The organism is Thauera sp. 63, from assembly GCF_000310165.2.
GTDB lineage: Bacteria > Pseudomonadota > Gammaproteobacteria > Burkholderiales > Rhodocyclaceae > Thauera > Thauera humireducens.
On the sequence record NZ_AMXC01000020.1, the window covers coordinates 15,228 to 27,904 of the forward strand.

At 69.1% G+C, this 12,677-nt stretch carries 10 protein-coding genes; 1 reads left to right on the forward strand and 9 read right to left on the reverse strand.

The features are described 5' to 3' along the window. Positions 1-44 precede the first annotated feature (44 nt). The 9 genes from C664_RS14735 to C664_RS14780 all read right to left on the reverse strand — a co-directional run bounded on the left by C664_RS14735 (position 45) and on the right by C664_RS14780 (position 11,605). The gene (locus C664_RS14735) at positions 45-1,343 is read right to left on the reverse strand and encodes a DUF3422 family protein (protein WP_004262949.1); all 1,299 of its coding nucleotides are present in this window, start codon (positions 1,341-1,343) and stop codon (positions 45-47) included. Positions 1,344-1,684: 341 nt separating this feature from the next. Then, positions 1,685-2,731: a class II fructose-bisphosphate aldolase gene (fba, locus tag C664_RS14740; RefSeq protein WP_004262951.1), complete on the reverse strand. Its 1,047-nt coding sequence runs from the start codon at positions 2,729-2,731 to the stop codon at positions 1,685-1,687. A gap of 50 nt (positions 2,732-2,781) precedes the next feature. Beyond that, on the reverse strand, positions 2,782-4,029 hold the full coding sequence (locus C664_RS14745; RefSeq protein ID WP_004262953.1) for a phosphoglycerate kinase: 1,248 nt from the start codon (positions 4,027-4,029) through the stop codon (positions 2,782-2,784). 43 nt (positions 4,030-4,072) lie between these two features. Continuing rightward, on the reverse strand, positions 4,073-6,100 hold the full coding sequence (tkt, locus tag C664_RS14750; protein WP_004262955.1) for a transketolase: 2,028 nt from the start codon (positions 6,098-6,100) through the stop codon (positions 4,073-4,075). 412 nt (positions 6,101-6,512) lie between these two features. After that, on the reverse strand, positions 6,513-7,394 hold the full coding sequence (locus C664_RS14755; RefSeq protein ID WP_004262957.1) for a phosphoribulokinase: 882 nt from the start codon (positions 7,392-7,394) through the stop codon (positions 6,513-6,515). 17 nt (positions 7,395-7,411) lie between these two features. After that, positions 7,412-8,500, reverse strand: a complete 1,089-nt coding sequence (locus C664_RS14760) for a class 1 fructose-bisphosphatase (protein WP_004262959.1) — start codon at positions 8,498-8,500, stop codon at positions 7,412-7,414. 64 nt (positions 8,501-8,564) lie between these two features. After that, on the reverse strand, positions 8,565-9,467 hold the full coding sequence (gene cbbX / locus C664_RS14765; RefSeq protein ID WP_004262961.1) for a CbbX protein: 903 nt from the start codon (positions 9,465-9,467) through the stop codon (positions 8,565-8,567). Between the two features lie 210 nt (positions 9,468-9,677). Beyond that, positions 9,678-10,103: a ribulose bisphosphate carboxylase small subunit gene (locus C664_RS14775; RefSeq protein WP_004262967.1), complete on the reverse strand. Its 426-nt coding sequence runs from the start codon at positions 10,101-10,103 to the stop codon at positions 9,678-9,680. A gap of 35 nt (positions 10,104-10,138) precedes the next feature. Then, positions 10,139-11,605, reverse strand: a complete 1,467-nt coding sequence (locus C664_RS14780) for a form I ribulose bisphosphate carboxylase large subunit (protein ID WP_004262969.1) — start codon at positions 11,603-11,605, stop codon at positions 10,139-10,141. A 121-nt stretch (positions 11,606-11,726) separates the two neighbouring features. Between C664_RS14780 and C664_RS14785 the strand changes: the two genes are divergently transcribed. Further along, complete coding sequence (locus tag C664_RS14785) at positions 11,727-12,647, forward strand: LysR family transcriptional regulator (protein WP_004262972.1); 921 nt, start codon at positions 11,727-11,729, stop codon at positions 12,645-12,647. Positions 12,648-12,677 lie beyond the last annotated feature (30 nt).

Here is a 12,677-nt window from a genome sequence, read left to right on the forward strand (position 1 = left end):
CGCCGTGTTCGACGATCAGCCTTGGTACGCAGCGGGTCTCTGCGTCACGGATTCACGCCACTGCCTTCTTCCTCGCTCAGCAGCTTGCGCATCCGCCTCAGTCCCATGAACACCAGCCCGGCGATCACCGGGATCGACACCGCGGTGATCACCTCCGGCGTGGCGGGGGCGATGTAGTCCTTGGCGCCCTTGGCGACGTAATTGACCAGCTGCGAGGCGTAGTAGGTGATGGCGACCACCGACAGGCCCTCCACCGTTTCCTGCAGGTGGAGCTGGATCTTGGCGCGGCGGTTCATCTGCGCCAGCAGTTCCTGGTTCTGGCGTTCGAGCTCGATGTCGACCCGGGTGCGCAGCAGCTGCGAGTTGCGCGCGATACGGCCCGAGAGGTCTTCCTGGCGGCGGGCGATGGTGGCGCAGGTGGCGATGGCGGGAGCGAGCCGACGCTCCATGAACTCGCGGATGGTGGGGAAGCCGCCGAGCCGGGTTTCGCGCAGTTCATCGACGCGTTGCTGCACCAGGCGGTAGTAGGCGGCGGCGGCGCCGAAACGGAAGGTGGTGCGTGCCACCGAGCGCTCCACTTCGGCGGCGAGCCGCGTGAGGCGGCCGAGCATGGCGCGGTCGTCCTCGGTGTTGCGGGCCTGGCCGAGGCCGTCCATCAGGTCGGCGAGCTCGTCCTCGGCGCGCGACAGCAGGCGGCCGACTTCCTTGGCGACCGGGAAGGCGAGCAGCGCCATCACGCGGTAGGTTTCGATCTCGACCAGGCGCTGCACCATGCGGCCGGCCTGGCGTGGCGTGAGGCCGTCGTCCAGCAGCAGGAAGCGCGAGAAACCGTCGTGGATGTGGAAGTCGGTGAACACCCAGCCGGCGCATTCGGCTACGCGCGCGGCCACCAGCGTTTCGCCGCGCGGCGAGGCCTGGTTGAGCACGCTCTCCGGCGAGACGTCGTCGCTGTTGCGCAGTTCGATGTGGGTGGCGGCGATGAGCCGGCCCGGGATGTCCTTGCGCCACGCGGCGGGCACGGCGAGCAGGGCGTGTTCGTCGTTGCTGTCGCCGGCCTGGATGCGGCGGAAGAAGGTGTAGCTGGAGAACTCGTTGTGCCGTTCCCACTTGAGGCGGAAGCTGCCGGTGTCGAGGAACAGGTGGCCGCTGTCGGTGCCGGGTTCCCGCAGTCCGAACTGCTCGGCCAGCGAGGCGAGGTGCGCGGCCTCGCGACCCGCGCTGCCTTCGTGGTGCAGGAAGGCGAGGTAGCTGACGTATTCCGGCGTGTCGAGCGGGACGGGCGGACGCGCATGCACCTCGTCGTTGAGCGTCTGGCGCAGGGGGTGCTGTTCGAACAGGGACATGGAGATCGGCGGCGATGGGATGGGCAGCGATGGGATAGGCGGCGTAATGGACGGAAGGTCGGGTTGCAGCGCGGCCGCCGGGGCAAGCCAGCCGGCATTCTTGCCCAGCGCCTTGCGCCGTGACAAGCGCGGGCGCGGACAGTGAGCGGCTGGCGGGGGAGGGCCGGGAACGCGATCGGCAAAAGGGAGCCCGCTTCCGGGACCGGAAGCGGGCGTAAGGCCCGAAGGCAGGGAAAGGAGGGGGACGCGCCGCCGGGTGCCGCGCCGGCGCGGAGGAGGGGGCGCCGACGGGTTGCCGCTCGAGGGGAGCGCTGGCGACGCGTCCGGGAACGAGGAGGCCTTCAGCGTGCGGCAGCGTAGCGCCGCGCGAGGACGTCCAGGGGGAGCGGCTTGATGCGGCTGGCGTGGCCGGCGCAGCCGAAGGCCTCGAAGCGGGCGCGGCAGATGTCGCGCGCGGCGTCGCGCGCCGCCTTGAAGAACTTGCGCGGGTCGAACTCCTTGCGGTCGGTGCTCATCAGCCGGCGCATCGCGCCGGTCATGGCCAGGCGCAGGTCGGTGTCGATGTTGACCTTGCGCACGCCGCTCCGGATGCCCTGCACGATGGCCTCGACCGGCACGCCATAGGTTTCGCCGATCTCGCCGCCATGCTCGCGGAGGATGGCGAGCCATTCCTGCGGCACGCTGGAGGAGCCGTGCATCACCAGGTGGGTGTCGGGGATGCGGGCGTGGATGGCGGCGATGCGGTCGATGGCGAGGATGTCGCCGGTGGGCGGACGGGAGAACTTGTAGGCGCCGTGGCTGGTGCCGATGGCCACCGCCAGCGCGTCGACCCCGGTGGCAGCGACGAAGTCGGCGGCCTCGGCAGGGTCGGTGAGCATCTGGCTGTGGTCCAGCGTGCCTTCGGCGCCGACGCCGTCCTCCTCGCCGGCCTGGCCGGTCTCGAGCGAGCCGAGGCAGCCGAGTTCGCCCTCCACCGACACGCCTACCGCGTGCGCCATCTCGACCACGCGGCGGGTGACGTCCACGTTGTAGGCGTAGCTCGCCGGGGTCTTCATGTCCTCGCGCAACGAGCCGTCCATCATCACGCTGGTGAAGCCGCTGCGGATCGATTGCTGGCACACCGCCGGGCTGGCGCCGTGGTCCTGGTGCAGGCAGATCGGAATGTCGGGCCACTGTTCGACGGCGGCCTCGACCATCTTCTTCAGGAAGGCCTCGCCGGCATAGCCGCGCGCACCGGCCGAGGCCTGCAGGATGACCGGGCTGTCGGTGGCCTCGGCGGCGAGCATGATGGCGTGGATCTGCTCCATGTTGTTGATGTTGAAGGCGGGCACGCCGTAGCCGTGTTCGGCGGCGTGGTCGAGCAGCTGGCGCAGGGCGATCATGGCCATGGGGTTCTCCCGGTGGGGTTGGGTGGCGTTGGGATGGAACTGGGGACGGTTCAGGCCGGTTCGGGCTCGTTCTCGAACACCGGCTTGGGCGGCAGGCGGCGGCTGGCCGGGCGTGCGCGGGCGCGCAGCGCGGCCAGCGCCGGCAGTTCGCGACCCTCGAGGAATTCGAGGAAGGCACCGCCGCCGGTGGAGATGTAGTCGATGTTTTCGGTGATGCCGAAGCGCGCGATGGCAGCCAGCGTGTCGCCACCGCCAGCGATGCTGTAGGCCGGGCTGGCGGCGACCGCGGTGGCGAGCGCGCGCGTGCCGGCGGCGAACGCGTCCATCTCGAACACGCCCACCGGGCCGTTCCACACGATGGTGCCGGCGCGCTGCAGCACGTCGGCAAGCGAGTCGCGGCTGTCCGGGCCAATGTCGAGGATCATCCAGCCCTCGGGCACGTCATCGACATGCACGGTGCGCGTGAGCGCGTCGGGCGCGAAGCGGTCGGCGACGACGACGTCCTCGGGCAGCCAGACCACACCGGCATGCTCGGCCAGCCGGCGCTCGACGGCGCGGGCGGCGTCGAGCAGGTCGGGCTCGTGCAGCGAGGCGCCGACCGGGCAGCCACGCGCGGCGAGGAAGGTGTTGGCGATGCCGCCGCCGAGGACCAGCACGTCGACCTTGTCGGCCAGGCTCTCGAGAATGGTGAGCTTGGTCGACACCTTGGAGCCGGCGACGATGGCGGCCAGCGGCCGTGCTGGCTGGGCGAGCGCACGGCCCAGGGCGTCGAGTTCGGCCGTCATCAGTGGCCCGGCGCAGGCGACGGGGGCGGCCAGCGCCAGCGCGTGCAGCGTGCATTCGCGGCGGTGAGCGGTGCCGAAGGCGTCATTCACGTAGAGGTCGACGAAGCGGGCGATGCGGGCGGCAAGGGCCGGGTCGTCGGCCTTCTCGCCCGGGTTGCCGCGGCAGTTCTCGAGCATGACGATGCCGCCCGGCGCGAGTTCGAAGCGGCCGTCCGTCCAGTCGCGTACCAGCGGCACCGGCTGCCCGAGCAGCTTGGCGAGGTGGCTGGCGACTGGCGCGAGCGATTCGGCGGCGGTCAGCGCACCTTCCCGCGGGCGTCCCAGGTGGGAGGTGAGCATGACCGCCGCGCCCGCGTCGAGGCAGGCGCGAATGCCCGGCAGCGCGGCGCGGATGCGGGTGTCGTCCGACAGCGCGCCGTCGGCATCGAAAGGCACATTGAAGTCGGCGCGGATGAAGACCCGCTTGCCGGCCAGCTCGGCGGCGGGGATGTCGGACAGGCGCAGGAAGTCCATCGGGGTCTCCTTGGTCTGGATTGGGTGGGGTGGCGGTGAGCGTTCAGGCGTGGCTGAGCAGGGCGAGGGCGCGGTCGAGCACCGTCTGCGGCGTGAAGCCGAAGCGCGCCAGCAGCGCGGCGGCGGGGGCCGATTCGCCGAAGCGGGCGATGCCGACCACGTCGCCGCGGACGCCGGCCAGGTAGCGCCACCAGCCGTCGGGCTGCGCGGCCTCGATCGCCAGTCGCGGTACGTCCGGCGGCAGCACGGCGGTGCGGTAGTCGGCGGACTGGCGGTCGAACGCCGCGGTGCAGGGCATCGACACCACGCGTGCGGCGATGCCGCGCTCGTGCAACTGCATGCGCAGGCTCATGGCCAGCGCGACTTCCGATCCGGTGGCGATGACGACCAGCGCCGGGCGCGGTGCGTCGGCGAGCACGTAGCCCCCGCGCGCGATCGCCTGCAGCTGGGCCTCGTCGCGCGTCTGGTGCGGCAGGTTCTGGCGCGACAGGGCAAGCAGCGTGGGTCCGTCGCGGCGGGTGACCGCGGCGTTCCAGGCGGCCTGGGTTTCGACCGCGTCGCACGGGCGCCATACGTCCAGGCCGGGAATCAGGCGCAGGCTGGGGATGTGTTCGACCGGCTGGTGGGTGGGGCCGTCCTCGCCGAGGCCGATCGAGTCGTGGGTCATCACGTACACCACGCGCTGCTTCATCAGCGCGCTCATGCGGATGGCGTTGCGGGCGTAGTCGGAGAAGACGAGGAAGGTGGAGCCGAAGGGGATGAAGCCGCCGTGCAGCGCGATGCCGTTGAGTGCGGCCGCCATGCCGAACTCGCGCACGCCCCAGTTGATGTGGCGTCCGGCGGTGTCGGCCCGTACCGCGCCACAGCCGGGCCAGTCGGTGAGGTTGGAGTGGGTGAGGTCGGCCGAGCCGCCCAGCAGTTCGGGCAGCGCGCGTGCCAGGCGGGCGATGGCCTGCTGGCTGGCCTTGCGCGTGGCGACGGTCGCCGCCTCGTTATTCACGCCGCGCAGGATGGCGTGGGACAGCACGCCGAAGGCGCTGGGCAGTTCGCCCGCCATGCGGCGGCGGAACTCGGCGGCCGGCTCGGGGAAGGCTTCGGCATAGGCGTCGAAGCGCTGCTGCCATCCGGCCTGCCGCTGGGCACCGGTCGCGCGCGCATCGAAGGCGCTGCGGATCTCGGCGGGAACGTCGAAGGGTGCATGCGTCCAGCCCAGCGCGGCGCGGGTGGCGGCGATCTCGTCGGCACCGAGCGGGGCGCCGTGAATATCGGCCGTGCCCGCACGCGCCGGACTGCCCTGGCCGATGGTGGTGCGGCAGCAGATCAGCGTCGGGCCGATGTCGTTGTCGGCGTTGGCGATCGCTTCGCGCAAGGCGCGGTCGACCGCTTCGACGTCGTGGCCGTCGACCGCCTCGATGACGTTCCAGCCGTAGGCGCGGAAGCGGGCCGGGGTGTCGTCGGCGAACCAGCCTTCGACGCTGCCATCGATCGAGATGCGGTTGTCGTCCCACAGGCAGATGAGCTTGGACAGGCGCTGCACGCCGGCGAAGCTGGCGGCCTCATGGCTGATGCCTTCCATCAGGCAGCCGTCGCCGAGGAAGACCCAGGTGCGATGGTCGACGATGGCGTGGCCGGGGCGGTTGAACTCGGCGGCGAGCAGTTTCTCGGCCAGCGCCATGCCGACAGCGTTGGTGATGCCCTGGCCGAGCGGGCCGGTGGTGGTCTCGACGCCCGGGGTGTGGCCGACCTCGGGGTGGCCGGGCGTGCGGCTGTCGAGCTGACGGAAGCGCTTGAGTTCGTCTAGCGGTAGGTCGTAGCCGCTGAGCTGGAGCAGGGCGTAGAGCAGCATGGAGCCGTGGCCGTTGGAGAGTACGAAGCGGTCGCGGTCGGGCCAGGCGGGGTCGGCGGGGTTGTGGCGCAGGTGCCGGGTCCAGAGTGCGACGGCGATCTCGGCCATGCCCATGGGCATGCCGGGGTGGCCGGACTGGGCGGCTTCGACGGCATCGATGGCGAGGAAGCGCAGGGCGTTGGCGCACAGGGTGTCGATCGGGGCCTGGGTGAGTCGCATGTTCATCGGAACGTCTCCAATCACAGATGAAATAGTTTCTTCAGTGTCTGAAAGCCACTGCGGCCGGCGTGGCGTATGGGGCGTTTCTGGAGCAGCCGAGGACTGTTCGAGCCCGCAGGGCGAGTTCCGCAGGCTGCGGAAGAAATGCCCCGTGCGCCGCGCTTCAGAAGAACTGGCCGTCGGGCTGCGACTGCTTCAAAAACGGTTGATCAACCACCGCCCGTTCCACAAACCCGCGGCCTAGCAGGCGGTATTCCTTCCGCTGGCTGCGGAACTCGCTCCCTGCGGTCGCTCAGACAGTCCTCGCCAGCTTCAGGAACACCGCCTGCTCTCCGCTGGGTGTGGGTGGTGCACAGGGGCCGTGAAAGACACTCGTGCTGCGGGACGCTGTTGGGGCGGACCAGGTGGCGTCTCGTTGTCATTGCGACAGTGCCTTGCGGCGGCGGTCCATCAGGCGCCAGATGAAGGGGGTGAAGATGAGCTGCATGGCCAGCTCCATCTTTCCGCCGGGCACCACGATGGTGTTGGCACGGCTCATGAAGCTGTCGTTGATCATGTTGAGCAGGTAGGGAAAGTCGATCCCCTTCGGGTTGGCGAAGCGGATCACCACCATCGACTCGTCGGCGGTCGGGATCGAGCGCGCGATGAAGGGGTTGGAGGTGTCCACCATCGGCACGCGCTGGAAGTTGACGTGCGTGCGTGCGAACTGCGGGCAGATGTAATGCACGTAGTCGTGCATGCGGCGCAGGATGGTGTCGGTGACCGCCTCGGTGGAATAGCCGCGGGTGCTCTTGTCGCGGTGCAGCTTCTGGATCCACTCCAGGTTCACCACCGGCACCACGCCGATCAGCAGATCGACGTAGCGCGCCACGTCCACGTCCTCGTGCTGCACGGCGCCGTGCAGGCCTTCGTAGAAGAGCAGGTCGGTGCCGGTCGGCAGTTCTTCCCAGGGTGTGAAGGTGCCGGGTTCCTGCTTCCAGTGCTCGGCCTCTTCCTGGCTGTGCAGGTACTTGCGGCGCATGCCGCCGCCCGATTCGCCGTAGCTGCGGAAGAGCTGTTCCAGTTCGGCGAACAGGTTGGCCTCGGGGCCGAAGTGGCTCAACTGGCAAGCGCCGCCGACTTCGCAGGCGGCGAGCTTCTCGCGCATGGTCTTGCGGTCGTAGGCGTGAAAGCTGTCGCCCTCGATGACGGCCGCGGTGACGTTCTCGCGGCGGAAGATTTCCTCGAAGGTGCGCTGCACGGTGCTGGTGCCGGCACCGGACGAGCCGGTGATGGCGACGATCGGATGACGTTCGGACATGATGGTTCCCCGGTGGCTTATTGAGCGAATTCGGTGTCGCGGAACAGCGAGCGGGCGTGGAACAGGGGGAGTTCTTCCTGTCCGCCGCCGATGATTGGTTCGTGGTGGTAGCGCTCGATGCGCTCGACCTCTTCCTTCGAGCCGAACACGAAGCCGATGCGCTGGTGCAGGGACTCGGGCTGGACCTCGAGCACCGGGCGCACGCCGGTGCTGGCGCGGCCGCCGGCCTGCTCGATGAGGAAGCCGATCGGGCTGCATTCGTACAGCAGGCGCAGCCGGCCGGGCTTGGCCGGGTCCTTGCGGTCGCGCGGGTAGAGGAAGACGCCGCCGCGCATCAGGATGCGGTGGGTCTCGGCCACCAGCGAGGCGATCCAGCGCATGTTGAAGTCGACACCGCGCGGGCCGCTGCGACCGGCAAGGCACTCGTCCACATAGCGGCGCACCGGGGCCTCCCAGAAGCGCGCGTTGGAGGCGTTGATGGCGAACTCGCGGGTGGTCTCGGGCACGCGGATGTCGGGGTGGGTGAGGTAGAACTCGCCGATGATCGGATCGAGGGTGAAGCCGGCGACGCCGTTGCCGACCGACAGCACCAGCATGGTGGAGGGGCCGTAGATGGCGTAGCCGGCGGCGACCTGGCGGCTGCCGGGTTGCAGGAAGTCTTCGGCCGGCGCGTCTTCGCCCGGCGTCGGCGCGCGCAGGATGGAGAAGATGGAGCCGACGGCAACGTTGACGTCGATGTTGGATGAGCCGTCGAGCGGATCGAAGGCGAGCAGGTACTTGCCGCGTTGGTCGCTGGCGGGCAGCGGGATGGGGGCTTCGTTCTCTTCGGACACCATGCCGGCGAGGTCGCCACCCCAGTGGGTGGCGCGCAGGAAGATCTCGTCGGCGAGGACGTCGAGCTTCTTCTGATCCTCGCCCTGCACGTTGGCGTTGCCGTGGCTGCCGAGCACATCGGCGAGCGCGCCGTGCGCGACCGCGCGCGAGATCGCCTTGCAGGCCTGCGCGACCTGCAGGATCAGGGCGTTGAACTCGCCGGTGGCGCAGGGGTTGTTGCGGCGGTGCTCGATCAGGTATTCGGTGAGCGTGCTGCGGTCGAGGCTGAACATGGTCTGTCTCCCCCGGCGTGGTGCCGGATCGGTGCTTGTCGTTGTGCGTGTGCGCCGGCTCGGCTCAGGCGGTTTCGGCTGGCAGGAAGTGACGGCTGGCGCGTACGTCGGCTTCGGTGAGGGTGGTGAGCGATTCCGCATCGACCAGTCCGCCGGCCTCGAACAGGCGCAGGGCCTGGCGCAGGCGCATGCGGTCGAGCGCGTTGCGCACGCTGCGCGCGTTGGCGAAGTGCGGATGGCGGCGGCGCAGCACGATGTATTCGTCGAAGGCGCGGCGCGCGGCCGCGTCGAAACGGTAGTTCCAGCCGGCGAGCATGCGCTGGGCGATCTCGCCGAGTTCGTCGTTGCTGTAGTCGGGGAAGTCGACATGGTGGGCGATGCGCGACTTCATGCCGGGGTTGGATTCGAAGAAGCGCTCCATGCGCTCGGCGTAGCCGGCGAGGATGACGACGAGGTCGTCGCGCTGGTTCTCCATCACCTGCAGCAGGATCTCGATGGCTTCCTGGCCGTAGTCCTTTTCGTTCTCGGGGCGGTAGAGGTAGTAGGCCTCGTCGATGAAGAGCACGCCGCCCATGGCGCGCTTGAGCACGTCCTTGGTTTTGGGCGCGGTGTGGCCGATGTACTGGCCGACAAGGTCGTCGCGGGTGACGGCGACGACGTGGCCGCGACGGCAGTAGCCGAGGCGGTGCAGGATCTCGGCCATGCGCATGGCGACGGTGGTCTTGCCGGTGCCGGGGTTGCCGGTGAAGCTCATGTGCAGCGAGGGGTGTTCGGTGGCCAGCCCGAGGCGCTGGCGTACGCGGTCGACGAGGAGCAGGGCGGCGATCTCGCGCACGCGGCGCTTGACCGGGGCGACACCGACGAGGTCGCGGTCGAGGGACTCGAGCACTTCACCGATGCCGGCGTCGCGGAACTCGGCGCCGAGGTCGATGCTGGCGGGGGCGGGGGCCTTCTCGGGGGCGTTCATGGTCGCGTCTCCTGTCGGTGTCGTCTCGGGGTTGCGGGATCTGGCTGGCCAAAGGGGCTCGTGGAACGTCGGTTGGATCGTCACCGGCTGGATGGGGGATTCCTTCCGGCGAGCTGCGGAACTCGCCCTTCGGGCTCAGACAGTCCTCGCCCGCCTCCAGGAATCCCCCGTCCAGCCTCTATCCGTCTCCCCGATCAGCCTCTTGAGTCATCAGGGCGCATAGCGCGCGCCTTCCGGGTTGCGACCGACGGCGTAGCTCTCCATCGTGTAGCGCAGGTTGCGGCCGCGGGTTTCCTGGCGGACGAGGCGGAAGCCGGGCTCGGCGGTGGGGCGCTGGACGATGAAGGACATGCGCACCGTCTCCCAGCCCTTGGTGGAGTCGAAGGCGTTGATGCGGATGTAGGTCTCGGGGTTGGCCTCGCGGCAGGCCTTGAGTTCGCCCATGACGCCGGCCGGGTCGCGCAGGTCGAACATCGGCAGCCCCCACATGTTCCAGTAGGTGTTACGCGGGTGGGGGTCGTCGGTGAATTCGAGGGCGACGGCCCAGTTCTGGTCCAGGCAATAGTTGATCTGCGCCGCGATCTGGGTGTCGGTGAGGTCGGGCAGGAAGGAAAAGCAGCCTTGGGTGATGCGCATGGTGGGTCTCCTCGGTTCCGGGATGGGCGTCGGCTTCAGGCCACGTTGGCGGTCGGCACGAAGTCGGACGTGTCGGTGCTGGTGTAGTTGAAGGTGATGTCGCCCCAGGTATCGAGCGCGGCGCGCAGCGGCTGGCACCACTTGGCGGCGTCGGCGAGGATCTGCGGGCCTTCGTTGAGGATGTCGCGGCCTTCGTTGCGGGCGAGCACCATGGATTCGAGCGCGACGCGGTTGGCGGTGGCGCCGGCCTGGATGCCCATGGGGTGGCCGATGGTGCCGCCGCCGAACTGCAGCACGACTTCGTCGCCGAACAGGTCGAGCAGTTGGTGCATCTGGCCGGCGTGGATGCCGCCGGAGGCGACCGGCATCACGCGCTTGATGCTGGCCCAGTCCTGGTCGAAGAACAGGCCGCGCGGCAGGTCCTGCTTCGTCACCATCTCGCGGCAGACGTTGTAGAAGCCCTGCACGGTCATCGGGTCGCCTTCGAGCTTGCCGACCGCGGTGCCGGCGTGCAGGTGGTCGACGCCGGCCAGGCGCAGCCACTTGGCGATGACGCGGAAGGACACGCCGTGGTTCTTCTGCCGGGTGTAGGTGCCGTGGCCGGCGCGGTGCATGTGCAGGATCATGTCGTTCTCGCGGCACCAGTTGCTGATCGACTGGATCGCGGTCCAGCCGATGATGAGATCGACCATGACGATGCAGGAGCCGAGGTCGCGGGCGAATTCGGCGCGCTTGTACATCTCCTCCATGGTGCCGGCGGTGATGTTGAGGTAGTGGCCCTTCGACTCGCCGGTCTGCGCCGCGGCCTGGTTCACGCCTTCCATGCAATACAGGAAGCGGTCGCGCCAGTGCATGAAGGGCTGCGAGTTGATGTTCTCGTCGTCCTTGGTGAAGTCCAGCCCGCCGCGCAGGGCTTCATAGACCACCCGGCCGTAGTTCTTGCCGGAGAGGCCGAGCTTGGGCTTCATCGTCGCGCCCAGTAGCGGGCGGCCGTATTTCTCTAGGCGCTCGCGCTCGACCACGATGCCGGTGGGCGGGCCGCGGAAGGTCTTGACGTAGGCCACGGGCAGGCGCATGTCCTCGAGACGCGCGGCCTTGAGCGGCTTGAAGCTGAACACGTTGCCGATGATCGAGGCGGTGAGGTTGGCGATCGAGCCTTCCTCGAACAGGTCGAGATCGTAGGCGACCCAGCAGAAGTACTGGCCCTCCTGGCCCGGCACCGGCTCGATGCGGTAGGCCTTGGCGCGGTACTTGTCGCAGGCGGTCAGGCGGTCGGTCCACACCACGGTCCAGGTCGCGGTGGAGGATTCGCCGGCGACCGCGGCGGCGGCCTCGATCGGATCCACGCCTTCCTGCGGGGTGATGCGGAAGACCGCGAGCACGTCGGTGTCCTTCGGTTCGTAATCGGCGTTCCAGTAGCCCATCTGCGCGTACTTGAGCACGCCGGCCTGGTAGCGCTTCTTGGGGTCGAGGATCTGCTGCGGGTGTTCGGCTGCGCCCATGTCGGTCTCCTTGTCCTGTGTGCTGCGAGTGGTCACTGTCAAGCGGTGGTGACTGGACAATAGGTCGATTCGAAAATAAGCTCCAATGACGTTTTGTCTGTATTTGAGATCAGGATTTCTGATGAAGCTGGCCCAACGCCTCACGCTCAAGCAGCTCCGCGCGCTGGTCGCGGTGGCCGACAGTGGCAGCTTCACGCAGGCGGCGCGCCTGCTGCACCTGACGCAGCCAGCCATCTCGATGCAGATCCGCGATGCGGAAGGGGTGGTCGGTCAGGTGCTGGTCGATGGCCGGCGCGAGATCCGCCTGACCGCGGCGGGGGAGATCGTGGCCCGTGCGGCGCGCCAGGCCCTGCAGGCGCTGGAACTGGCCGAAGTCGAGCTGAAGGCGCGCATGGGCGTGGCAGCGGGTACGCTGGACGTGGTCGCGATCACCACCGCCGAGTATTTCGTGCCGCATCTGCTGGCCGAGTTCGGTCGGCGCCATCCGGACATCACCTTCCGGCTGACGGTCGAGAACCGCGAGCGCGTGCGCACGCTGCTGCAGGAACAGCGCTGCGACGTGGCGATCATGGGCCAGCCGCCGCGCGGCCTGGACCTGCGCCGCATTCCCTTCGCCCCGCACCGGCTGTCTTTCGTCGCGCGGCCGGATCACCGCCAGGCCGGACGCAAGCGCATCCCGGTCGCGGCGCTCACCGAGGAGCGCCTGCTGTTGCGCGAGCAGGGCTCGGGCACGCGCGACAACCTCGAGCGTTTCCTGCGCGCGCACGGCGTGAAGCCGCTGGCCGCCGACGAACTCGGCAGCAACGAAACGCTCAAGCAGGCGGTGATGGCCGGCATGGGCATCGCCTTCCTGTCACACCACACGTTTGCGATGGAGGTGGAAAGCGGGCGCCTGGTGCGGCTGGACGTGGCCGATACGCCGGTGATCCGGGAGTGGAACGTGGTCTCGCGCACCGACCGGCCGATGACGCCGGCGCTCGACGCGCTGCTGGAGTTCCTGCAGACCGAAGGGGCGGCGCGGATGCGGGCGATGGAGCGGTGAGCGCCTCAGCCGGCGCGAAGCCCTGCGCCG